Raw genomic sequence first — 24,430 nt, forward strand, 5'->3', positions numbered from 1 at the left:
CTCTTTCTTGTTCATTACTTCCAGTATAACGAAATTTTTTACATTTGAGAAATAAATAGTTAAAATAATATTTATAATAGAAAGTTATCGAAAGGATACTTATGTTTAAATTATTAAAGACTTTTCAAATTGTGTATGAGCAAATGAACTTTTCCAAAGCAGCTACCTACTTATATATCTCACAACCAGCCGTTTCTAATCAAATCAAACAATTAGAAGAAGAATTAGGCTGTTCATTGTTTTTAAGAAATGGTCGACAAGATGTAGTCCCTACTAGGCAAGCAGAAGTCTTGTATAATCGTTTGCTAAATTTAGCTGATGATTGGCAAGAAACATTAACAGCTCTTCATCAGGCGAGATTACCTAAAGAAACTTGCCGAATTGCTGCGTCTAATACTTTTGCAGTTTATTATTTGCCGCAACTGATGCAGCATTTACAGACACAGTATGCAACGATCAATTTTGTTTTAGAAATGAACAATTCAGAAGAAGTAGTGGAAAAAGTTGAAAAACATCAAGTTGATTTTGGCTTTATCGAAAAACCATTAATTACGAAAGGCGCCTCTCGTGAAGAAATTATTCAGGATCAATTGGTTTTAGCTGGGAACCCTGCCAATCAGAATTGGTTGGTACGTGAAAAGGATTCTGGGGTCTTTCATTATACCCAACAGTATTTAGAAGAAAGTAATCAAAGCCCAACACTCATGACGGTTAAAAATAATGAAATGATTGTTAAAATGTTGGAATTGGGCATGGGGCAATCGTTGCTTTCAAGAAAGGCGATTACTGAAAAAATCCCCTTCCAAACGTTAGGTGAAAAGTACTGGCGTTCCTTTTATTTTTTGACACGGGGACATTTAAAATCCTCCTTGCTTCAAGAAGTAAAACAAGCAATTTATCGATTCTATCAGACGGAAATGAATAAATACTAAAACGTTCTCTTTGTTTATTTATCAATCTTTGACTACACTAAAGAAAACGAAGGAGGGAACCACAATGCCTAAATTTTCACCTTGTTTATGGTTTGACACACAAGCGGAAGAAGCTGCTAACTTCTATACAACAATCTTTGAAAAAGGTGCAATTCTAAGTAAAACGAACTACGTTAATGAGGAGCACCAACCTCAAGGAACATCATTAATGACCATTGAATTTACCTTGGCGAACCAAACAATCATTGGTTTAAATGGTGGACCAGAATTTTCCTTTACGCCAGCTAGTTCATTTTTTGTTGAATGTAAAACATTATCACAAACAGAAACGTTGTGGAAAAATTTAACAACAGATGGACAGATATTGATGCCTTTTGGGGAATATCCTTTTAGTCCTTTATATGGTTGGGTAGTGGACAAATTTGGTGTCTCTTGGCAAGTGTCTTTTTCAGGAAAAGAACAAACAATTGTACCAACCTTTATGTTTGCTAATGAAAAATATGGCGAAGCAGCCAAAGCTCTATCAGAATGGTTGGCGATTTTCGGTCCAGGCGAAATAATTGAAAAAGTTGAATATGAAGATGGGAACATTGCTCAAGCACTTTTCACATTACAGGAGCAACCGTTTCGAGTAATGGATGCACGAGATAAACATGATTTTGATTTTACCATGGCCTTCTCCATTTATATTGATTGTGAAAATCAGGAGGAAATAGATCGGCTATGGCAACAAGTGACTGCTAAAGGGAAAGAATGGCCGTGTGGCTGGATGGAAGATCAATTTGGAGTCAGTTGGCAAACAGGCAATCCTGAACTGAAACGTTATTTATCTGACTCAAATCCAGCTAGAGCAAATGAAGTGACCAAAAAATTGTACCAAATGAAAAAAATAGATTTAAACCAGTTAAAAGAAGTGTATGACAAATATAATCATTAGAAAAACTGAGGTTGTCTGATCGACTACACTTCGTTACGTTGGTATCAATTCCAATACATGGAACATACTAGAGTTGAAGGACTTGTCTTTTAAGGATTGAGACCTTCAACTCTTAAAAAAGGCTCGATTCTTGCGAGTTCCAAAGAGGCTGCTTCTATTCTGTTGTTTATCTTAAGGGTTAGGACTCTGCCGATTTTTTTATAAGATTATGCTATAATTAAGAGTAGTAAATTATTGAAGGAAAAATGAAAAGTCCGAAATAGGAAGTGGTAAAATGATTGAGTTAATTGTGTTGTTAACAGTTTTTACTTATGGAACGAACTTTGTTTTATATCTTATTTTGAAAAATAAAAAGTCCATGCCAATTGTCGAAAAAGCTTCTATTATATTAGGAATTAATATGTCTGTGTTATTATTAGATGGTATTTTTGCTTTCGTTGGCAAATTCATCATGTTATCAGAATGGGAATTATTAGCGCCTATTTTTGAAATAGTGTAAAAATCATCATAAAGTCCTATATCCAAAAAGAATGAAGTTTGTTAGGATAAGAAAGATGAAAATTTAGAAATAAAAGAGGTGGGATTGCATGGCTAAAATCATGATTGTCGAAGATGAAACAACCATTCGAGAATTAATTAGCGAGGAATTACAAAAATGGCAATTTGAAACGATTGGAACAACCGATTTTAATGATGTATTGGATGATTTTCAAGAGGAGAATCCCCAATTAGTCTTGATGGATATTAATTTACCTGTGTACGATGGGTACTATTGGTGTCAAAAAATTCGTGAAGTTTCTAAAGTACCAATTATTTTTATTTCGAGTCGTAGTACCAATATGGATATGATTATGGCGATGAACATGGGCGCGGATGATTTTGTTACAAAACCGTTCCAGATAGATGTTTTAATTGCTAAAATCAATGCTTTGTTGCGCCGCTCTTATAACTATTCCGATACGGATAGTGAAGTGCTTTCACATAATGGCATTACTTTAAATGTGGACAATGGACGGATGGAAATCAAAGGCGAAATGATCGATTTAAGTAAAAATGAATACCGATTACTATATCTTTTAATGAAAAAGCACGGAAAAATTTTAACACGTGAAAAACTATTGCGCGCTTTATGGGACGATGAACGTTTTGTGGATGACAATACGTTGACGGTAAATATCAATCGTTTACGAAAAAAAATTGAGCAAGCGGGGATTGCTGGCTATATTGAAACCAAAGTGGGCGTCGGTTATATGGTGCCCTAGATAGGAGTAGACAATGACCATTCTAAAGTATTTAAAAGATCGCTGGTTATTACTAATTGGTTGGTTATTTTTTATGTTCTTAACTTGTTTTATTTTATGGTTGGCTCCTAATGTCCGCTTAGATTGGACAGTGGTTGGCTATATCTTTTTACTGCAAAGTGTTTTTTTATCGCTATTTTTAACAATTGATTATTATTTAAAACGTAAGTGGTGGCTTTCGTTGGCAACGGAAAAAGAGCCGCCTTCTTTACAAGAATATTTGAATACAGCAGAAAAAGAAGAAGAACTACTTGTCCAAACGTATATTAACGGTTTATTGCAAGAGCACCAACAAACCATGCAGCAAGCAATTAACAACCAACAGGACCAAAAAGATTACATTGACTCTTGGGTTCATGAAATCAAAGTCCCCCTAGCGGCTATCACGTTACTGGTACAATCTGTCGAAGATGATATTCCAGAGAAAAAATATTATCTATTGGAAAATGAGTTAGGAAAAATTGATGAATATGTCGAGCAAGTCCTATATTATGCTAGACTGGACAGCTTTTCTCGAGATTATTTACTCCAAGAATATTCTTTAAAAGAAATTGTGCAATCTGTTGTTCGTACGCAAGCAAATTATTTCATCCAAAAAAGATTGCAATTCTCAATTGAAGGGGAAGATGAAGCGGTTTTAACCGACCGAAAATGGGTCATTTTTATTTTCTGCCAATTATTAAGTAATGCAGTCAAGTATACGCCAGAAGGCGGCACGATTACGGTCCTAATTTCCAAAAATAAACAAGGTATTTATTTATCTTTAAAAGATTCTGGGATTGGCATTCCGATGCAAGATCAACGACGCATTTTCGATAAAGGATTTACTGGTGAAAACGGGCGGAAAAGTGAACAGCATTCGACTGGTCTTGGCCTGTATTTGGCCCATAGCTTAGCGAAAAAGTTAGGTCATGATTTAACAGTCGAATCGACAGAAGGGCAAGGTACGACGATGACATTATTTTTCCCTTCCCTCAGTTATTATAATGAAGTGAAATAAAAAGTAGGTCTATCAGCAAACTAAAGAGGTGATAGGCCTTTTTTTATTTATTAAAACTTTCTTGCTAACTTCTCTTACTCTTCTTAGTTGTTTAGAAAACGTTTTTATTGTTAGAATGAAATGAAATAAATTTGTTAGGAGAATATTATGAGTTTACTTATCGCTTTAGTGCCCATGATTGCGTGGGGCAGTATTGGTTTAGTCAGCGGTAAAATTGGTGGAAGCGCCAATCAACAAACGTTAGGTATGACAATCGGCGCATTACTATTTTCAATTGTTGTCTTTTTTGTCATCCAGCCTACGTTGACGACAGCCACATTAATTGTTGGATTTATATCTGGTTTATTCTGGAGTTTGGGACAGAATCAACAATTTCATAGCATGAAATATATGGGCGTTTCAGTTGGCTTACCAATTTCAACTGGGATGCAGTTAGTTGTTAATACCGTTGCAGGGGCTGTTTTTTTCCATGAATGGACAAAAACAAAAGATTTTGTTGTGGGCTTTATCGCTTTAGCCTTTTTAGTTTTTGGGGTGTATTTAACAGCTCGACAAGATGATGATAGTCAACCGAAAACCTCAAACAGTATGTTAGATTTTAATAAAGGGATTCGGGCGTTGATTTTCTCAACAGTTGGGTATGGTGTCTATACCATCATTATTAATGCCACTGGTTTAGATCCGTGGGGAATTATTTTGCCACAAAGTATTGGTATGTTAGTGGGGGCTAGTTTCTTTGCCTTCAAAAAAGTCAAAGTTGATCGTTTTGTTTGGATGAATATGACGACGGGTCTGCTTTGGGGCTTAGGAAATATTTGTATGTTATTAACCATGCGTGAAATTGGCTTAGCTATTAGCTTCTCTTTATCACAAATGGGGATTATTATTTCGACTCTTGGGGGCATCTTCCTTTTAGGGGAAAGAAAATCAAAAAAAGAAATGTTTTATGTTATTTTTGGTTGCATTTTTGTTATTCTAGGTGGTATTCTTTTAGGGTATATGAAAGCGTAAATAGTTTATTTACGCTTATTTTTTTTACGGGGGTAAACACATGTCTATTTTCAGAAAAAAAGAAATCACTGTGCCTGTCAATGACAGTGGTGGGATGAAAAAAAATCTTAAGACGATGGACTTAATTTTTCTAGGAATTGGGGCTGTAGTAGGAACAGGGATTTTTGTTGTGACAGGTGTCGCAGCGGAACGCTATGCAGGTCCAGGGCTCGTCTTATCATTTCTGGTAGCAGCAGCCGCGATTATTTTATCTGGTTTATGCTATGCAGAATTTGCATCACGTATTCCGGTCATTGGCGGGCCGTATGCCTACATGTATGTGGTCTTTGGAGAAATTGTGGCTTGGATGACTGGTTGGATGATTATTTGTGAGTTTTTCTTGGCGGTTTCATCCGTTGCTTCAGGTTGGTCAGGCTATGTCCATGGCTTTTTGGATAGCTTAGGTTTTTCTTTGCCGCAAGCGTTAAGTGGCGCTTATAATCCAACAAATGGTACATATATTGATTTGATTGCCATGTTGGTCGTTGTAGCTGTAACTTTTTGGGTATCCTTAGAAGCGAAAACAGCGTTACGTTTAAATAACTTAATGGTTTTCGTGAAGTTTGGGATTATTTTATTATTTGTTCTCGTGGGAATCTTTTATGTGAAACCAACGAACTGGCAACCATTTATTCCTTATGGTTTTTCAGGCGTTTTCAGTGGTGCTGCTTTAGTTTTCTTTGCCTTTCTAGGGTTTGATGCGGTCAGCATGGCCGCGGAGGAAGTGAAGAATCCGAAAAAAGATATTCCAAAAGGGATTATTGGTTCCATTATTATTTCAACATTGTTATATATTGTTGTTACGTTAGTTTTAACTGGGATTGTTCCATTTACGGATTTAGGGGTCAAGGATCCGGTGGCTTTTGCGATGCGCTTCATTAATCATGGCGCAATTGCGACAATCATTTCAGTTGGTGCTATTTTAACCTTATTAACAGTGACGATTGCGATGATGTACAGTTTAGCCCGTGTGATTTATGCGATTAGTAAAGATGGATTATTGCCGCAGTTTATGAGCAAAATCGATGAGAAGCGGCACACACCTAAGAATGCAACCTATGTAGCTGGATTTTTAGCAATGGTTTTTGCTGGGATTGTTCCAATGGAGATGTTGGCTGAACTTACAAATATCGTGACACTCTTTTATCTGATGTTTCTCGCTTTAGGAATTATCAAATTACGGACAATGAAAGGAGAACCGCAAGCAGGTGAATTTAAAGTGCCTCTTGTGCCGGTTCTACCATTAATTTCAATCGTGGTTTGTGCGGCTCTGATGTTCCAATTGTCTTTAGCTACTTGGCAAGTATTTGGCATAGCCGTAGTGATTGGTTTGGCTATTTATTTCTTTTATGGACGACACCATAGTATCGTTCGTTTCGAGACAAAAGAATAAAAATGAACAAAAAAAGAGAGGAATACTTGTCAATTAGACAGGTCTTTCTCTCTTTTCTTTCTGGCATTTTCTTCATTTTCAAGAGAAAACCGACAAGAAATATAGTTTAATAATGTCTAATTATGGTATACTGTTTAGGAGTAAATCCTGAGGGTTTAGGAAAATGACTAAAGGAGGTTTTTTCTGTATGTCACAGAAAGAAACATTTTATATTACCACCCCAATTTATTACCCAAGTGGGAAGTTACATATTGGGAATTCATATACAACAATCGCCTGCGATGCAATGGCCCGTTACAAGCGTTTAATGGGTTTTGATGTATTTTATTTAACAGGTGTGGATGAACATGGCCAAAAAATTGAAAAAAAAGCTGCTGAGTTAAATGTGACACCAAAAGAGTACGTTGATAAAATGGCAGCAGATGTTCAAAAATTATGGAAAACATTAGATATCAGCTATGATAAATTTATTCGGACAACGGATGATTATCACATGGCAGCCGTGCAACAAATTTTTGATCGTTTAGTAGAACAAGGAGATATCTACCTTGGAGAATATGAAGGTTGGTATTCAGTTTCTGATGAAGAATTTTTCACTGAAACACAATTAGCTGAAGTATATCGTGACGACGAAGGCAATGTCATTGGTGGGAAAGCACCAAGTGGTCACGAAGTCGAATTAGTTAAAGAAGAATCCTATTTCTTCCGCATGAGTAAATATGCGGATCGCTTGGTACAATATTACGAAGAACATCCAGAATTTATTCAACCAGAATCTCGTAAAAATGAGATGCTAAATAACTTCATCAAACCAGGATTAGAAGATTTAGCCGTTTCAAGAACGACTTTCTCTTGGGGAATTCCATTAAAAAATGATCCAAAACATGTGGTTTACGTATGGATTGATGCGTTATCAAACTATATTACAGCACTAGGTTATGGTTCAGAAGATGATTCATTATTCCAAAAATATTGGCCTGCGAACGTGCAAATGGTTGGGAAAGAAATCGTGCGTTTCCATACGATTTATTGGCCAATTATGTTAATGGCCTTGGATTTACCATTACCGAAAAAAGTCTTTGGACATGGTTGGTTATTGATGAAAGACGGAAAAATGTCTAAATCTAAAGGAAATGTTGTTTACCCTGAAATGTTAGTAGAACGCTACGGTCTAGATGCGTTACGTTATTATTTATTACGAGCAATTCCATTTGGTAGTGATGGCGTCTTTACACCAGAAGATTTCGTTTCTCGCTTAAATTATGATTTAGCTAATGACTTAGGAAACTTGTTGAATCGAACAATTGCGATGATTAATAAATATTGTGATGGCAAAGTACCAGCCTATGCTTCAAAAGTTACCCCATTTGATAGTGAACTATCGACAACTGCGGCGAATGTTATTGGAAAATATCATGAAGCAATGGAAAAAATGGAATTTAATACGGCCATTGCAGAAATCTGGACGCTAGTTTCTCGTGCAAATAAATATATTGATGAAACAGCGCCTTGGGTATTGGCTAAAGAAGAAGAGAAACGCAACGAATTAGAAAGTGTCATGATCCATTTAGCGGAAAGCTTACGAATTGTGGCAATCTTATTGCAACCAGTCATGACAGAAACACCAGGGAAAATTTTCGAACAATTAGGCTTAGATCCAGAAACAATGAACATGGAAAATATTCATTTTGGTGAGTTTCCAACAGATGTAACAGTAACAAGTAAAGGAACACCTATTTTCCCACGTTTAGAAATTGAAACAGAAGTAACGTATATTCAAAAGAAAATGTCCCAAAGCGAAAGTGCTACAGAAGAGGATATTAAATGGAATCCAGAAGAAACAACGTTGGTTTCAACGAAAGAAAAACAAATTAAGTACGATGATTTCGATAAAGTGGAATTAAAAGTTGCCGAAGTTATTGACTGTAAAAAAGTCAAAGGAGCAGATAAATTATTGCAATTTCGTTTAGATGCTGGAGATGAAAACCATCGTCAAATTCTTTCAGGTATTGCTGAATTTTATCCAGATCCAGCTGCGCTAATTGGCAAAAAAGTAGTCATTGTGGCTAACTTAAAACCAAGAAAAATGCGTGGTCAAATTAGCCAAGGAATGATTCTTTCAGCTGAATCACCAGAAGGTAAACTTCAAATTGTTGAAGCACCAAAAGAAATGCCAAATGGTGCAGGAATCGCATAAAAGCATAAGTAGTAAAGATAAAAGGTGAATTGTAACCTTTTATCTTTACTACTTTTTTTGTATACTAGAAGAAAAGTGATTTGATGTGGGGGAAGTTTGATGGCTTATCATACTTATGAATTTTTAAAAAGACGTAAAAATGATCCAAAATGGAGAAAGGCCTATACATCTGCTAGGAATAAACGTATTATTGGTGCTTTAGTTACGATAAATATAATTATTTGGGGCTTTGTTTTGTGGAAAAAAATAGAAAGTGGCGATATAGAAGTAAATAATATTATCGACGTCCTAAAATCGAAAATCAACGAATTTTTAAATTAAAAGAATCGAAGAAAAGCCTAGAAAAAATCATTTGCGATTTTTCCTAGGCTTTTCTATTTTAGAGTTTCACTTTTTTAGGTATTCGTTTTTTACCAAAACGGCCTTTCGTTAGGCGACTTGGTAAAATGATCAGTAAGAGTGAAAAAGGGACACTAATAATTTGCCACGTGAGTAAACGGCCTAAGCTATTATTTTTATAGAGCCACTCTAATATAAAATGCAGCCCTAAAATACTTAACAAAGCCAAGCCTGTCAGGAAATAAGGCGTTGATACCCAGTCGGTCGTTTTCAAGAGACTAAAACCTAAAGGAATTAGATAAAAGTAAGCGCTTGTTAAAGTAATACGCCAACTTTTCATAACGGTGCCTAAATTAATTATAAAAAAAAGTAAAGATAGGACTAAAGCAAAAGGTGGAAACAAAGCCACTAACGCCGAATAGATGGTTCCCCAGACGAGCATTAAGGGGCCTTTAACAATAGCGGCAATAAGTGTAAACAAGCCAATTAGGAGTAACTGCTGTGTCAGTGAGCCAAAGGTTAGCAAGCCAAATAAAATAAGCAGTAGCCAGTGCCAAATGGTTTGGTTTTGTTGTTTTCGCTCAATAGTTACATTTTTTTGGATAGAGGTTTTTAAAAAGTTTTCTAAATCAGGTGATTGTTTCACCTTATCACGCTCCTCTCAACTTAAGAGACAACAAACGAGTAGGTCTGCTAATTAAAAAGCAGTGCCTACTCGTCTATTATAAGTGGTTTTTCTAAAAATAAAATCCGCCTTAAGTCTCAGTTACTGGGCTGCCAAGTAAGGTGTAAACCATTCGGAAAGTGTGCCGGTATAAGGTAAAACGACCCGTTTCATTCCACGAGAAATAGCAGTATACAGGATTTTTTTATCTCGTTTATTGTCGGAATAACGATTAACATTTGGGTTATGAAGAATTACATTATCAAATTCTAGACCTTTTGCCATATCAATTGATAAAACTTGCAGTGACGGATGCTCTTCCAATGAAAGAGAAGCACTAAGTTCTTTTGTTAATTGTTCTTTTTCTGCAAAAGTTTTAGTAATAATGGCGGTGCTTTCTTTCGGATCAAAAGTTGTAATGGAAGTGACGATTGCTTTAAGATAGTCAGACGCAGAGTCACAAGGAATAAATGTCGGTTTTTCTCCATCATGCCGGATGGGCACAATGGTTAATTGCTCTGGTTGAGTGCCTAATGTTTGGAAGAGTCGTGTAATTTCTTTACTTGAACGGTAACTGTTTAATAATTGATACGTTCCAACAGAACGGCTGGTTTCGTTAACCAATAAATCATGAGCTTCAGAAAATTCAATGGCTGTATTAAAAATGGCTTGATTTTCATCACCAGCTAAAGTAAAACTAGCTTTAGGGAAAAGTGTCAGCAGTAATAATAATTGGGCTTCTGTATAATCTTGGACTTCATCGACTAGGATAAAAGCCATTTGCTGGTTGGCGAGGTTTTCAATAAATGCATGTTTCATCAAAATAAGGGCCACAATTTCATCGGCTGTGAAAACAGCTGTCTCTTTTTGATACGATTTTCCAGTGAATAAAGAATAAAACGTTTCAAAAAAGGCCCATTGATCTAGCCAAGCATCATTTTTGATAGCAGCAGTGATGGAGCGATATTTTTTCTTCAAACGTTTTAAAGCAAAATCAGCCAGATGTTTTTCATTATCTTCGGTAATCACTGTGCCAAAATAACGAACTTGTTCAGCTTCTGTTAAATCTTGGAATTGATCCAACATTTTTTTAGAATGGGCTTGTTTTAATAAGTACCGTGTCCAAAGACTGGTTAATTTTTCTTTTGTGGCTGAAATTCGTTGGCGAATACTCAAGTCAGCTGGTGTTTCTTGATAAAGTTTAAAAATTGTTTCTGAAGTAAATAAGGTCTGCTTTTTAAAAGTTAAAGGACGGAAAAAATGTGGCTGCACAACCGCTTTTTCAGGATTGCTTAAAAGAAACGTTGCAAATTCTTTTGAACGAATAACGTGCTCTTGCTCCGTTGCCTCAGAGCGAGTAATGCGTTCGAAATAGTCCGTTTCTTCTTCCATTGGCCATGATTCTTTGGTAGTGAAGCGCAAAAATTGTAAAAGAGTCAAATTCAAGGGATTTCGTTCGCCTAAATTCGGTAAAACTTGAGAAATATAATCAATAAATGTTGAATTTGGTGAAAGTAATAAAATATTATCCGCTGTAATTTCTGCTCGATGTTGATAAAGTAAATAAGCAATCCGTTGCATAATCGCAGACGTTTTCCCACTACCAGCAATCCCGTTGACTAGTAGGAGTGGCTGCGTTTCGTCACGAATTATTTGATTTTGTTCTTGTTGGATGGTTGTCGTAATGTCCTTCATATAAGGAGAAGCATCTTCTTCTAAAGAATGCAATAACACATCATCTTGAATCGCAATGGTTGTGTCAAAATAGTTGATTAATTGATCTTTTTCAATAATTAACTGTCTTTTCAAATCAAGTTGTACAGGAATGGTTTGTTGATGTGCCGTGTAGGCTGTTTTCCCTAAAACATTGTCATAAAATAACGAAGCAATCGGTGAGCGCCAATCGTGAATGCGCGTTTCTTCTTCTAAAGAAGTAAAATCGTTTACGCCAATATAAAAGTTTTCTGGCTCTTCAGGGCTGTTTTCAAAAGTCACGCCAATTTTGCCAAAATAAGGAACTTGTAATAGGCGTTTCACTTTGTCTAAATTTTTAGCCGTTGCTTCATTTTTTAAGTTCCACTGATCAATTTCACGGTTCTTCATTTCCAACATGGCAAACGTTTCTAGATTATCGGCATAACTATCAAAATTCAGCTTAGAATCGCGACCAAATTCCTCTAGCATATGTTTGCCATCTTTCATTGTGTTCGCCAATTGCTCTTCGTAAACTTTTTTAGCCGCTTGCAGCTCATGATAAACCGTTGTTAAATGCTGTTGTTCATAAATTTTTTCATCGGTCATGGAGATTCCTCCTTTTAATAACATGACTGAATAGTATACGTTACTTTTAGCATAAATGCAAGCGCTGTTTATGAGGAAATGGCGAATCTTGTCGCCTAGTCATTCAGATTTTTCAAGAAATATGATAAAGTAGAGAGGAGATAAAGGAGGCAATCATAATGATTTTTGATACACATACACATTTGAATGCAGAACAATTTAATGATGATATTCCAGAAACGATTGCACATGCCCAAGAATTGGGTGTTACAGAGATGGCCGTGGTCGGTTTTGATGAACCAATGATTGAAAAATCTCTTTTACTTAGTCAGGAATATGCCAATATTTATAGTATCATTGGTTGGCATCCAACAGAAGCGGGTAGCTATACGCCAGAGGTTGAACGACGATTACAAGAACAATTAACGTTGCCAAAAATTGTCGCATTAGGTGAAATCGGTCTTGATTATTACTGGATGGAGGATCCTAAAGAGGTGCAAGAAAAAGTCTTTCGCCGTCAAATTGCGATTGCTCGGGAAATGAATTTACCGTTTAGTGTGCATACGAGAGAGGCACTAGAAGATACCTATCGAATTTTAAAAGATGAAAAAATTTCAGATATTGGTGGAATCATGCATAGTTTCAGTGGTGATGCCGAGTGGATGAAGAAATTTTTAGATTTAGGTCTGCATATTTCTTTTAGTGGAGTCGTGACGTTTAAAAAAGCGTTGGATGTTCAAGAAGCGGCGATGGCGGTACCACTCGAACGAATGTTGGTGGAAACAGATGCACCCTATTTAGCTCCCGTTCCTTATCGTGGTAAACGGAATGAACCAGGCTATACACGATACGTAGTGGAAAAAATTGCTGAATTACGACAACTAACCTTTGAAGAAGTGGCAGAACAAACGAGAGTCAACGCTCATCGCTTGTTTCGGATAGATAAATGAAAGAAAAAATGAAAGTTGCAGAAATCATTGTCGTTGAAGGAAAAGACGACACACGCCGCATTCAAGAGGTAGTTGCAGCGGATACGATTGAAACGATTGGTTCTGCTATCAATGATGAAATTTTGACACAAATTGAACACGCACAAGAAACGAGAGGCGTGATTATTTTTACAGATCCAGACTATTCGGGCGAAAAAATTCGTAAAACAATAATGGAAGTCGTTCCTGATGCAAAGCATGCTTTTTTATCAAGAAAAGTTGCAGTGCCTAAAAAAAATGGCGGTAGCCTAGGGGTTGAACATGCTAGTGATGAAGCAATTATTGAAGCCTTAAAAAAAGTCGTAACACCTGTTCAAGCTGGTGAAGACTATCAAGAAATTCCTAGACAAACACTAGTTGAATATGGTTTAATAGCGGGAGCAAATGCAAAAAAATACCGTGAATTATTAGGAGATGACCTAAGAATTGGCTATACAAATAGCAAACAGTTAGTCAAACGGTTAAGCATGTTTCGGATTACAGAAGCAGAATTGAAAGAAAGCATGACACGTATTTTAAAAGAACTTGCAAACGAAGAATAACTACATGGAGGAACAAGCGTGACGGACTATAAAGAAATTGCCACACCATCCAGAACCAAAGAAATATTAAAAAAGCATGGATTTTCATTTAAAAAGAGTTTAGGTCAAAATTTTTTGACAGAGCCTAATATTTTAAGAAAAATTGTAGAAACAGCGGGAATCAATCAGCAGACAAATGTTGTCGAAGTCGGGCCTGGAATTGGTGCATTAACAGAGCAATTAGCGATGAACGCGGCACAAGTTGTGGCTTTTGAGATTGATGATCGCTTGATTCCTGTCTTAGCAGATACCTTAAGTCGCTATGATAATGTAACAGTGGTGCATCAGGATGTTTTAAAAGCTGATTTGGTCGAGACAACCAACCAAGTTTTTCAAGAGAAGTATCCGATTAAAGTGGTGGCTAACCTACCTTACTATATTACTACGCCAATTATGATGCATTTTTTAGAATCTTCTTTAGATGTAGCTGAAATGGTTGTGATGATGCAAAAAGAGGTCGCTGATCGAATTGCTGCTAAACCAGGAACGAAAGCTTATGGCTCATTATCAATTGCTGTTCAATATTTTATGGAAGCAAGTGTCGCCTTTATTGTGCCAAAAACGGTTTTTGTGCCGCAGCCCAATGTTGACTCGGCGATTATTAAATTGACGCGCCGTGCTACATCAGCAGTGACAGTGACCAATGAAAAAGAATTTTTCAAATTAACCAAAGCCAGTTTCCAATTAAGACGTAAAACATTGTGGAATAACTTAACGCATTTTTATGGGAAAGATGAACAAACGGTGGCTTGGCTAAAAGAAAGCCTGGCTGAAGCAGAAATCGATCCTTCTAGACGTGGTGAAACATTGTCTTTAGAAGAATTCGCTCGTTTAAGTAATGCTTTAGAAAAAAATAAACCAGTATAAAAAAGAACTTTCTGTTATTTATGAGAAATAACAGAAAGTTCTTTTATGTGTCTTGACACATTGCGGCTGTTCAGCTACACTTGAGAAAAACAAAAGGTGTCATGACACCTTTAGGAGGCAGTTTTAATGAAAACAAACTCAGTAAAACGTTTAACAATTTCAGCACTTTTAATTGCAATGGGGATTATCATTCCAATGGTTATGCCAAGAATTACCATTGGTCCAGCCAGTTTTACGTTAGCAAGTCACGTCCCAGTTTTTATTGCCATGTTTATTTCTCCAGTGGTGGCAATTGCGGTTAGTCTAGGAACAGGTTTTGGTTTTTTCTTATCCGCAACACCGATTATTGCTTTGCGGGCCTTATCTCATTTGATTTTTGCAGTCATTGGCGCAGTGATTTTACAAAAGCATCCAGAAATTTTAATCAATAAAGAGGGGAAATTCACTTTATTAAATGGAAAATTACAGTTGTTTAACGTGGGAATTGGAGTGATTCATTCCGCTGCCGAGCTAGTGGTTGTTTCTGTATTTTACACAATGGGCAACTTGCCAGGAACTTATTATACAGCCGGCTTCATGTATTCTATTTTTCTTTTGATGGGCGTTGGTGGATTAATTCATAGTTTGGTGGATTTCAGTATTGCCTACTTTTTAGCAAGTACCTTAAGTAAACATGTAGATATTCCAACTTTTACAGAAGCGAAACAACCCAAAGTGATAAAGAAGAAGGTTAAATTAGCATAAAGAGAAACAATCGAGGCATCCGTCATTGTGACGGATGCCTCGAGATTTTTTATTTAATGACTTCTTCTGTTTGAGGGTCGAAGAAATGTCCTTTGTTAATATCAAAAGCTAAGTCAATCATTTCACCAGGATGGTGGAAGTCACGAGCATCTACTTTTGAGATAAACTCTGTATCACCAATTTTTGTATAAAGCATGGATTCAGCCCCTAATAATTCAGAAACAACGACTTCAGATTTAATCACTGCATCTTTCATTGCCGTTAAAGCCACTTGTTCGCTATGAATATCTTCTGGACGAATACCGAAAATTAATTCTTTGCCTTCATAACCATGTTCAACAAGCTCTTTGTTTCTTCCTTCAGGAATTGCTAGTTTTAAGCCATGTTGGTTAGAAATAACCCCATTGTTTAAGGTAACTTTGAAGAAATTCATGGCAGGTGAGCCGATGAACCCAGCTACGAACATATTTTTTGGTGTATTGTAAACTTCTTTTGGTGAACCAATTTGTTGAATAAAGCCATCTTTCATAATTACGATTCGGTCAGCCATGGTCATCGCTTCGGTTTGGTCATGTGTCACATAAATTGTCGTAGTTTCTAAACGTTGGTGTAGTTTAGCGATTTCAGCACGCATGGCTACACGTAATTTTGCATCCAAGTTTGATAAAGGTTCATCCATTAAAAAGACTTTGGCATCACGGACAATTGCCCGGCCAAGTGCAACACGTTGGCGTTGTCCACCAGAAAGCGCCGCAGGTTTACGTTGTAAGTACTCTGTTAAGCCCAGAATATCCGCAGCATTTTCCACCCGTTTTTTAATTTCAGCTTTATCATATTTTCTTAGTTTTAAACCAAAAGCCATGTTATCAAAAACAGTCATATGCGGGTAAAGCGCATAGTTTTGGAAAACCATGGCAATATCACGATCTTTCGGTGCAACGTCATTCATGACTTTGTCCCCAATTGATAATTCACCTTCAGTAATATCTTCTAAGCCAGCAATCATGCGCAATGTTGTTGATTTACCGCAACCAGAAGGTCCGACAAAGACGATAAATTCACGGTCTGTAATTTCTAAGTTAAAATCTGTAACAGAATAATGTTCTGCATTGTCATATTTTTTATACACATTTCTAAGCGCCATTTCCACCATTTGATACGTCACTCTTTTCTTTTTGATTTGTTACTCATAGTTTAAATGAAAACGCTATCTTTCGGCAAGGGAGAGTTGCACAAGAAAAAGAAGACTTTTTCGTCAAGGTGACAAAGGGCAAACACTCTCAGCGGATTTATCGATAAACTTTTGTTATAATATAACAAAGACAGGAGTTGGATAACATGAAAATCGCTTTAATCGCTCATGATCGTAAAAAAACATTAATGATCAAACTAGCAACCGCTTATAAACATATTTTAGAAAAACATGAATTGTATGCAACAGGAACGACAGGCATGAAAGTGATGGAAGCAACTGGCTTACCCGTGCATTGCTTTAAATCGGGGCCATTAGGTGGGGATCAACAGATTGGCGCAATGATATCAGAAGACAACATTGATTTAGTTATTTTTTTAAGAGATCCTCTTTCCGCGCAACCGCATGAACCAGATGTGACAGCTTTGATTCGTCTAAGTGATGTCTATGAAATTCCTTTAGCAACCAATATCGGCAGTGCTGAAATTCTTTTGAGAGGTGTCGAGGCGGGGTTTGCGGACTTCCGTGAGGTTATCCATGAAGGGGATCGTCGACCGTTAGCTTTTTAGAGAACCTTAATGGTTATTTTGACTATTTTGTGGTATATTTTATGAGGACTTTTGTCCAAATAAAATAACAGAGTAGGAGACAAAGCGTTAAGTGCTAAAAGGATGGGATGTTGCCTTTTGGACGAAGAACATAAACAGTGTGTTGCTAGAAAGCAAAGGTTCTTACTTTGCTTATCATCAGAACAACACGTTCAGCTTTTTAATGTTCGCGGTTTTGTTTTCGCATTCGCTGCATGGTTCGTCATGTAGCAGCTCTTAGAGGAGATGCTAAAAATGACAAAGAAAAAATTTGGCACAAAATCCATTGCGTTAATGGGCGTACTCATTGCGGTGGTCGTTGTCTTTTCACGCTTTTTTGCGTATGAAACAACGTTTTTAAAAATCAGTTTCACGTTTATTCCAGAATCATTGATTGGAATGATTTTCGGACCTTTTTGGGCTGGAATCGGCACGGCGGTGGCTGATGTGGTAGGAATGCTGCTTTTTCCAAAGGCAGGCTATTTTCCTGGGTTTACTTTAAATGCCTTTTTGGCTGGTGCTATTTATGGTTATTTCTATTATAAGAAAGAAATGACATGGCAACGAGTGATTTTGGCGACATTGTTGGTCACCGTTTTAATTAATATCATTTTAACGCCTTTGTGGTTAAGTTTAATGTATGGAGTCAATCTAGCAAATTTTGCTTGGTGGGTGCCACGCTTAATTAAAACAGTTATTTTCTTTCCTATTCAAGTAATTGCCACTTATTATTTAGGCAATAAAATTCCCTTTAAACGTTTATTTGGAAAACCATTATCTGAATTAGATCAATAAATTTAAAATTAAAAGAGTCACTTTTCATCATCCCAGAAAAGTGACTCTTTTTTATTGTGCTTTTTGATTAAACTGTGCTTCGTAAAGGTCACGATAATAACCCTGTTCTTTTTGCAATAATTCGTCATGGGTGCCAATTTCAACCACTTGACCATTATCCATAACTAGAATTTTTTCAGCACTTTTGATTGTTGCTAAGCGATGGGCAATAACAAAACTGGTCCGGCCAGTCATCATTTGTAAAAAAGCATCCTGAATTTTTTGCTCGGTCAATGTATCAACTGAACTGGTCGCTTCATCTAAAATAAGCATCGGCGGATTACTAATCATCGTGCGTGCAATAGTCATTAATTGTCGTTGTCCTTCAGAAATTTTAACGCCTTGAGAACCAATCTCGGTATCTAGTCCTTGAGGTAAACGCATGACGAAATCAAAAATATGGGCTTTTTTCATGGCTTCTATAATTTCTTCGTCAGAGGCTTCAGGATTTCCGTACGTTAAATTTTCCCGAATGGAACTATCGAATAGCCAAGTATCTTGGAGAACCATACCAAAACTTTTTCGTAAGCTGTCCCGAGTAATTTGAGTAATGTCGTGAGTATCAACCGTAATTTGGCCACGGTCGACCTCGTAAAAGCGCATTAACAAATTCACTAATGTTGATTTACCCGCACCAGTTCGTCCAACAATGGCAATTGTTTCTCCTGGTTCAGCAATTAAATTAAAGTTTTCGATTAAAGGTCGCGTCGGCGTGTAAGAAAAATCAACGTCTTTAAATTCAACACGGCCTCGCGCTTCTTTCAAAACAATTGCGTTCGGGGCATCAGGACGTTCAACTGGTTGATCCATCATATCAAAGGTACGTTCCAATCCAGCTAAGGCTGCTTGGATTTGGTTGGTGATTCCTGAGAGTTCAATAAAAGGTTTAGAAAATTGACTAGAGTAAATGGTGAAACTGGAAATAACACCAACTGTGACTAAAGGATTGCCACTTAAAACTAACAAGCCACCGACTAATCCAATCGATAAATAAGATAAATGGTCGATAAATCGAGAAAGTGGGTTGGTTAAGGAGGAAGAAAACTGAGCCTTCTGTCCTTTTTCATACAACGTTTGATTCAATGCTTCAAATGTTTCTTGCGTAGCTTGTTCTTGTTGAAAGGCTTTAACAATTTTTTGGTTGCCAACCATTTCTGAAACGAAGCCGGAAATTTCACCAACAATCGTTTGTTGTGCAGCAAAGTTTTTTTGTGAAGCTTTTGCAACAAGCCAGTTTACAATAAAAATAATCGGCGTACTGATAAGAACCACTAATGTGAGCAGGGGACTTAGCCGAATCATAAAGAGCAAAGCAACAACGACGGTGGCCATGCCAGAAAATAATTGGTTGAAGACAGCCGAGCAAGCCATTGAAATATTGTCAATATCGTTGGTAAAGCGACTGACGATATTTCCGTGTGATGTTTGGTCATAATAACTTAACGGTAATTGATTTAAATGGGCAAAGGCATCTTTTCTCAGCTGTGTGGTCGATAAATAAGACACGCGATTACCGAGACGTTGAATCAGCCATTGACTTAGAACGGTTACGAGTAAAATCCCTGCTAATAAACCTAAAATTTTGATGAGTTGCGCAGCATTGACTTGTCCTTTACCAACCATTGTATCAACGGATTTACCTATATAATAAGTCATGAGGACAGTCGAAAAACCACTGAGAATTCCTAGGATTAAGGCGCCGATAATTTCTTTTGGATAGCGTAGTAAATACGGCTTAAAACGTGAGAAGGCGCCAAAATGAATTTTTTTAGTTTGCATGGGTATCCTCCTCCTGTGACGCAACGATTTCTTGATACTCTTTAGAAGAAGTAAGTAATTCTTCGTGGGTGCCAAGGCCAGCGACTTTTCCACTATCTAGGACTAAAATTTGATTCGCCGTTGCAATCGAACTCACGCGTTGCGAAATTAAAATAACGGTTGTCTCTGCTCGTTCTTTTTGTAAAGCGCGGCGCAGATTCAAATCTGTTTGATAGTCGAGGGCACTCAAGGAATCATCTAAAATAAGTAAATGCGGTTTCCTAATCAAGGCACGGGCAATGGTCAACCGTTGTCTTTGTCCACCAGAAAAGTTTTTTCCGCCTTCGTTAACAGGCGTGTCTAACCCTTGGTCTAATTGTTCAACAAATTCTTTACATTGGGCGATAGCTAATGCTTCCCAACAGTCTTCATCAGTTGCATTTGGTTTGCCCCATTGTAAGTTTTCTCGAATAGTCCCTGTAAATAAGACGGCAGTTTGTGGGACACTTGCCACTTGTTGACGTAAAGTAAAGAGCGGCCAATCGCGCACATTTATACCATTAATAAAAAGGTTTCCTGCACTCACATCATAAAATCTGGGAATGAGTTGGGTTAAGGTACTTTTCCCGCTGCCGGTAGGTCCCGTGATGCCGAGAATTGAGCCTTTAGGAATCGTAAAATTGATATTTTCCAAAGCCAAACCGGCCTCTGGTTCATAGCGAAAATCTACATGGTCAAAGGTAATATCACCAAATTGTGGAGATGTTTTTGCTGATTCTGGTGTATCTGTTAACTGACTTTCTACAGTTAAAACCTCATTGACACGGTTTGCGGAAGCGGCAGCTCGCGTAAAAATTACCACGAGATTAGAAGCAACAATTAAAGCGAGCATCATTTGATTCATATAATTGATCAATGCTAAAACTTCCCCTTGTTGCAAGGAACCAAAAGAAACTTTTAAGCCACTAAAATAAAGTAAAAATAAAATTCCAACATTCATAATCAAAGTGGTTAAAGGCGTTAATAAAGCAGAGACATTCGATACGCGAATGTAAATATCGCCTAAATCATCGGAAGCTTTATCAACATGTCGTTGCTCTGTTTCCTTTCTAGCAAACGCACGGATCACACGGACACCGCTTAAATTTTGACTAATTTGACGGTTTAACCGATCCAAATATTCTTGGACTTTTTGATATAAAGGCACAGTCACTTTAATGATAATAAAGAGAATAAGGCTAAAAATTGGTAAAAGTAATAGGAAAAGAAAGCCCATCTGCACGTCAATGTAAAAAGCCATGACCACAGAACCGATACTTAAAAAAGGTGTCCGAATGACCAACCGAATAAACATCGCTAAAGCCAATTGAAGCTGATTGATATCGTTTGTGATCCGGGTGATGAGGGTATCTGTACCAAAACTATTCAATTCTTTGTGTGAAAGCTGATTAATTTTCTTCATTAATTGATTTCTTAGCTCCGTCCCAAAACCTTGCGAAGCGACTGAAGCATAATATTGACAAATCATGACAAAAAATAAACCAACTAACGACATAACAAGCATCCAGAGGGCCATTTCTATGACAGTCTGTCGGTCGTTTTGACGAATACCGACATCGACTAAGTGAGCCATGAATAAGGGCAAGACTAACTCGAAACAAGCTTCTAAAAATTTGAAGACTGGACCGAGGATAATTTGTTTTCGATAATTTTTTGCGTATTTCAATAAACCAAACATAAGATTCCTCCCTTTGCTGCTCTCATTGTAGCCTAATCTTTCAATGAAAGAAAGTTGTTCGCTACATTTTCTCAACTTCTGTTAAAATAGAAGAAAAGCGCAAAGAAGTGGAGTGTGACAGAAACGTGGAAAAAATGAGTCAGGTTATTTTGTTATTTTTTATTTATTCCTTTATCGGCTGGTTATGGGAAACGGTGTATTGTTCATTAAAAGCCAAAAAATTTGTTTATCGAGGATTTTTGGTAGGGCCTTATTGTCCTATTTATGGATTTGGGGTCTTAAGCGTTCTCTATTTTGTGGAACCCTTTGAGAACAATCTCTTGGTATTGTATGTCGGATCGGCTGTTTTAGTGACGATTTTAGAATATGTCACTAGTTATGGCTTGGAAAAACTGTTCCATGCCTCTTGGTGGGATTATCATGATGTACCTTTTAATTTAAACGGTCGTGTGGCTTTACCAGTTTCTCTTTTTTGGGGATTGGGTTGTGTCTTGATTGTCAAAGTTATTCAACCAGAAATCGCCAAAGTTGTCAGCTTTTTACAAGCAACCTTTGGCAACTACTTAGCCCTTTGCATAGTGATTGTAATGGGGCTTGACTTAATTTATACGTTGCTGAACATGCAAGGTTTCAAAAAACTTATTACCGAGATGGGCCAAACGTTGGAAACGAACCAACAAGAATTTAAGCAACGGTTGAACACAAAAATGGAAATCGCTACAGCTGATTGGCAGAAGTTAAAAGAACGAACCAAAAAAGAGCATTTCCAAAATCGATTAAATTTCCAACAACGTCGTTTTATTAACAATTACCCAAAACTAACTTTAAAAAACATTAAAAATTCCAAAGAAGTGCGGCATCTCTTAGAAGATTTGAAGAAAAAAGGCCAATAATTAACAAAAAATATTACAAAATATTTCAATCAATGGTCTAATGGGATGAAAAAAAGAAAAATCGTCAAAAGCTAGTTTTTAAGGCGTCTTAAGAAATTCTTAAAGAATTGAGATAGAAATGGACTAATGAATAAACGCAGGATAAAAAAAGAGTTGCATTTAAATTGTAACAAATTGTAACACGATTGAAATAAAACAAGCCCTCCTGACTAGTATAATGAGTAGGTGTTTTAGATAAGTTAGGAAAGGTGTTGGATTTAGTGAAGGTTAAAAAGTTGATACCATTTTTAACAACAATGATGCTTATCAATTTTGGACTTCCAGTCGCTGCGGCAGCAGAATCACTTGATTCGTTGCAAGAAAAAGAAGCGCAAGCGAAACAATCTGGGGAGTTAATTAGTAAAGAAATCAATTCAGCCTTAGACGATGTAAATGCTAAATATGCGGAAATCGAACGTTTAAAAACGCAAATTTCGAAAGCGGAAGATACGTTGAAAACTTCGAAAGAGGAAATAGAAAAAACAGAAAAAAATATTTCTCGTCGTAAAGAAGCTGTTGGCGATCGTATGAAGGATATTCAATTAAATGGCGACCAACGTACTTGGCAAGCCTTATTAGATGCAGAAAATTTATCAGATTTCTTTAATCGGGCCTACGCCATGACCGTTTTACAAAACTTTGAACGGGAAAAGATTGAAAGCTTAACTAGCGAAAAAGAAAAGTTAGCTGCATTACAAGAAAAAGTTGAAAATACGCAAACAACTTTAAAACAAAATGAAGAGAAATTACAAGTTGAAGCTTCTTCAATGAATAATAAAGTCTCTGAGTTAAAAGAAAAAATGGCGAATAATGAAGAATTATTGGCTCAAATTTCGACAGACAAACAGAAAGAGCAACAACGCTTAGTCAGCGAAAAAGCAGCAGCTGAGGCACAGAAAAAACGTGCGGCAGAAACTGCCAAAGCAGAAGCAGCGAAGAAACAAGCAGCTGCCGACAAACAAGCGCAAGCAGATGCGGCGGCTAAACTAGAAGCCGAAGCTGCTGAAGAGTCAAGCAGTCAAGCATCAAGCTCTTCTACAAGTACGGAAAGCAGTAGCACTGAATCTTCAAGTTCAGCTAGTTCATCCGAATCGTCATCAACGACAGAATCATCGACAGGCGAATCATCAACACCAGGAACTGGCTCTGGTCGTGTGCTTCAGATGGAATCAACTGCTTATTCTTGGCGCGAAGCTGGTGCAAGTAATCTAAGTGCTACTGGTATTGACTTAAGTAAAGAAAGCAATGTAGTTGCAGTCGATCCAAGTGTAATTCCTCTAGGTTCATTAGTGAAAGTCTCTGGTTATGGCTTTGCTATTGCTGGGGATACAGGTGGCGCTATTCAAGGAAATATTATTGATGTTCATTTTGATTCAGTAGACCAATGCCGTCTTTGGGGACGACGTCAGGTTACAGTAGAAATTCAATAATAAATTTGTTATACTAAAGACAAGATAAAAGGAATTGGCTAAGTCAGTAATGATAGTAGCCAGTTCTTTTTTAGTTAAATGTAAAGGAGAATTACAATGATTCGCTCGGCAACAAAAGAAGACGGTCAAGCGATTGCTCGGCTGGTCTTAGTTATTTTAAAAGATATGGAGTTACCAATTTTAGAAGAAGTCTCAGAAGAACAAATGATTGACCTATTAGCAGAGGCAACGGCGTATCCAACCTATCGCTATGGCTATCAACGAATTTTAGTTTATGAACATGCAGGTGAAGTTGCAGGGATTGCTGTCGGCTATCCTGCGGAAGATGAAAAGATTATTGATGAACCTTTAAGAGAAGTCTTTAAAAAACATGGCTTAGCAGAAGATGTTCGGCTATTTATTGAAGAAGAAACCTTGCCTAATGAATGGTATTTAGACACGATTTCTGTGGATGAACGTTTCCGTGGAATGGGAATTGGTTCTAAGTTATTAGATGCTTTACCTGAAGTAGCCAAAGCTAGCGGGAAGCAAGCCTTGGGTCTAAATGTTGATTTTGACAATCCAGGGGCGAGAAAGTTATACGCAAGCAAAGGCTTTAAAGATGTCACAACAATGACTATTAGTGGTCACTTATACAATCATATGCAAAAAGAAGTGTAAAAATAACGAAGCTAAAGTCAATCAC

At 37.0% G+C, this 24,430-nt stretch carries 23 protein-coding genes and 1 riboswitch; of the genes, 18 read left to right on the forward strand and 5 right to left on the reverse strand.

Annotated features, from left to right (window positions below):
• The first annotated feature begins 101 nt into the window (after window positions 1-101).
• The 9 genes from IGM04_RS03275 (at window position 102) to IGM04_RS03315 (ending at window position 9,131) form a co-directional block, all read left to right on the forward strand.
• Window positions 102-932: a LysR family transcriptional regulator gene (locus IGM04_RS03275; protein ID WP_086317701.1), complete on the forward strand. Its 831-nt coding sequence runs from the start codon at window positions 102-104 to the stop codon at window positions 930-932.
• A 64-nt stretch (window positions 933-996) separates the two neighbouring features.
• Window positions 997-1,869: a VOC family protein gene (locus IGM04_RS03280; RefSeq protein ID WP_010713823.1), complete on the forward strand. Its 873-nt coding sequence runs from the start codon at window positions 997-999 to the stop codon at window positions 1,867-1,869.
• A gap of 274 nt (window positions 1,870-2,143) precedes the next feature.
• Entirely contained in the window at window positions 2,144-2,368 is a 225-nt protein-coding gene (locus IGM04_RS03285; RefSeq protein WP_002368169.1) for a hypothetical protein, read from the forward strand.
• An 88-nt stretch (window positions 2,369-2,456) separates the two neighbouring features.
• Window positions 2,457-3,131, forward strand: a complete 675-nt coding sequence (gene sapR, locus IGM04_RS03290; RefSeq protein WP_002355809.1) for a two-component system response regulator SapR — start codon at window positions 2,457-2,459, stop codon at window positions 3,129-3,131.
• 13 nt (window positions 3,132-3,144) lie between these two features.
• On the forward strand, window positions 3,145-4,170 hold the full coding sequence (sapS, locus tag IGM04_RS03295; protein WP_086317702.1) for a two-component system sensor histidine kinase SapS: 1,026 nt from the start codon (window positions 3,145-3,147) through the stop codon (window positions 4,168-4,170).
• 147 nt (window positions 4,171-4,317) lie between these two features.
• The gene (locus IGM04_RS03300) at window positions 4,318-5,181 is read left to right on the forward strand and encodes a GRP family sugar transporter (RefSeq protein WP_002355811.1); all 864 of its coding nucleotides are present in this window, start codon (window positions 4,318-4,320) and stop codon (window positions 5,179-5,181) included.
• A 40-nt stretch (window positions 5,182-5,221) separates the two neighbouring features.
• Entirely contained in the window at window positions 5,222-6,613 is a 1,392-nt protein-coding gene (locus IGM04_RS03305) for an amino acid permease (protein ID WP_002355812.1), read from the forward strand.
• Window positions 6,614-6,800: 187 nt separating this feature from the next.
• Window positions 6,801-8,810, forward strand: a complete 2,010-nt coding sequence (gene metG / locus IGM04_RS03310; RefSeq protein ID WP_002355813.1) for a methionine--tRNA ligase — start codon at window positions 6,801-6,803, stop codon at window positions 8,808-8,810.
• A gap of 99 nt (window positions 8,811-8,909) precedes the next feature.
• Window positions 8,910-9,131 (forward strand): hypothetical protein, encoded by a 222-nt coding sequence (locus IGM04_RS03315; RefSeq protein WP_002366304.1) that lies wholly within the window; start codon window positions 8,910-8,912, stop codon window positions 9,129-9,131.
• A 58-nt stretch (window positions 9,132-9,189) separates the two neighbouring features.
• Here IGM04_RS03315 and IGM04_RS03320 read toward each other — a convergent pair whose 3' ends face one another.
• Both IGM04_RS03320 and IGM04_RS03325 read right to left on the reverse strand, forming a co-directional pair.
• Window positions 9,190-9,795, reverse strand: a complete 606-nt coding sequence (locus IGM04_RS03320; protein WP_002383359.1) for a hypothetical protein — start codon at window positions 9,793-9,795, stop codon at window positions 9,190-9,192.
• A 120-nt stretch (window positions 9,796-9,915) separates the two neighbouring features.
• Window positions 9,916-12,138 (reverse strand): HelD family protein, encoded by a 2,223-nt coding sequence (locus tag IGM04_RS03325; RefSeq protein WP_179189101.1) that lies wholly within the window; start codon window positions 12,136-12,138, stop codon window positions 9,916-9,918.
• A gap of 134 nt (window positions 12,139-12,272) precedes the next feature.
• Here IGM04_RS03325 and IGM04_RS03330 point away from each other — a divergent pair, with 134 nt between their 5' ends.
• The 4 genes from IGM04_RS03330 (at window position 12,273) to IGM04_RS03345 (ending at window position 15,274) form a co-directional block, all read left to right on the forward strand.
• Window positions 12,273-13,043, forward strand: a complete 771-nt coding sequence (locus IGM04_RS03330; RefSeq protein ID WP_086317704.1) for a TatD family hydrolase — start codon at window positions 12,273-12,275, stop codon at window positions 13,041-13,043.
• Complete coding sequence (gene rnmV, locus IGM04_RS03335) at window positions 13,040-13,624, forward strand: ribonuclease M5 (protein ID WP_002368172.1); 585 nt, start codon at window positions 13,040-13,042, stop codon at window positions 13,622-13,624. The genes IGM04_RS03330 and rnmV overlap by 4 nt, the downstream gene beginning before the upstream one ends.
• An 18-nt stretch (window positions 13,625-13,642) precedes the next feature.
• A complete protein-coding gene (gene rsmA / locus IGM04_RS03340) occupies window positions 13,643-14,530 on the forward strand; it encodes a 16S rRNA (adenine(1518)-N(6)/adenine(1519)-N(6))-dimethyltransferase RsmA (protein ID WP_086317705.1) in 888 nt (295 codons plus the stop codon).
• Between the two features lie 126 nt (window positions 14,531-14,656).
• Window positions 14,657-15,274, forward strand: a complete 618-nt coding sequence (locus IGM04_RS03345; RefSeq protein ID WP_002355821.1) for a hypothetical protein — start codon at window positions 14,657-14,659, stop codon at window positions 15,272-15,274.
• Window positions 15,275-15,323: 49 nt separating this feature from the next.
• On the opposite strand, the gene IGM04_RS03350 is transcribed toward IGM04_RS03345, so the two are convergent.
• A complete protein-coding gene (locus tag IGM04_RS03350) occupies window positions 15,324-16,427 on the reverse strand; it encodes an ABC transporter ATP-binding protein (RefSeq protein ID WP_002355822.1) in 1,104 nt (367 codons plus the stop codon).
• A 185-nt stretch (window positions 16,428-16,612) separates the two neighbouring features.
• Here IGM04_RS03350 and mgsA point away from each other — a divergent pair, with 185 nt between their 5' ends.
• Both mgsA and IGM04_RS03360 read left to right on the forward strand, forming a co-directional pair.
• Window positions 16,613-17,035 carry a methylglyoxal synthase gene (gene mgsA / locus IGM04_RS03355; protein WP_002355823.1) on the forward strand — a complete coding sequence of 141 codons (423 nt, stop codon included), beginning with the start codon at window positions 16,613-16,615 and terminating at the stop codon, window positions 17,033-17,035.
• 66 nt (window positions 17,036-17,101) lie between these two features.
• A riboswitch (THF riboswitch) is annotated at window positions 17,102-17,269 on the forward strand.
• 30 nt (window positions 17,270-17,299) lie between these two features.
• Window positions 17,300-17,848, forward strand: a complete 549-nt coding sequence (locus IGM04_RS03360; RefSeq protein WP_002385065.1) for a folate family ECF transporter S component — start codon at window positions 17,300-17,302, stop codon at window positions 17,846-17,848.
• A 51-nt stretch (window positions 17,849-17,899) separates the two neighbouring features.
• Here IGM04_RS03360 and IGM04_RS03365 read toward each other — a convergent pair whose 3' ends face one another.
• Window positions 17,900-19,666, reverse strand: coding sequence for an ABC transporter ATP-binding protein (locus IGM04_RS03365; protein WP_002355825.1), 1,767 nt, complete (start codon window positions 19,664-19,666; stop codon window positions 17,900-17,902).
• Window positions 19,656-21,383: an ABC transporter ATP-binding protein gene (locus IGM04_RS03370; RefSeq protein WP_002363303.1), complete on the reverse strand. Its 1,728-nt coding sequence runs from the start codon at window positions 21,381-21,383 to the stop codon at window positions 19,656-19,658. Before IGM04_RS03370 ends, IGM04_RS03365 begins: the two co-directional genes overlap by 11 nt.
• Before the next feature lie 125 nt (window positions 21,384-21,508).
• Here IGM04_RS03370 and IGM04_RS03375 point away from each other — a divergent pair, with 125 nt between their 5' ends.
• The 3 genes from IGM04_RS03375 (at window position 21,509) to IGM04_RS03385 (ending at window position 24,405) form a co-directional block, all read left to right on the forward strand.
• Entirely contained in the window at window positions 21,509-22,276 is a 768-nt protein-coding gene (locus tag IGM04_RS03375; protein WP_002387023.1) for a putative ABC transporter permease, read from the forward strand.
• A gap of 248 nt (window positions 22,277-22,524) precedes the next feature.
• The gene (locus IGM04_RS03380) at window positions 22,525-23,745 is read left to right on the forward strand and encodes a 3D domain-containing protein (RefSeq protein WP_002386187.1); all 1,221 of its coding nucleotides are present in this window, start codon (window positions 22,525-22,527) and stop codon (window positions 23,743-23,745) included.
• A gap of 96 nt (window positions 23,746-23,841) precedes the next feature.
• The gene (locus IGM04_RS03385; RefSeq protein WP_002355832.1) at window positions 23,842-24,405 is read left to right on the forward strand and encodes a GNAT family N-acetyltransferase; all 564 of its coding nucleotides are present in this window, start codon (window positions 23,842-23,844) and stop codon (window positions 24,403-24,405) included.
• Window positions 24,406-24,430 lie beyond the last annotated feature (25 nt).

The organism is Enterococcus sp. DIV2385 (genome assembly GCF_051711925.1).
GTDB lineage: Bacteria > Bacillota > Bacilli > Lactobacillales > Enterococcaceae > Enterococcus > Enterococcus faecalis.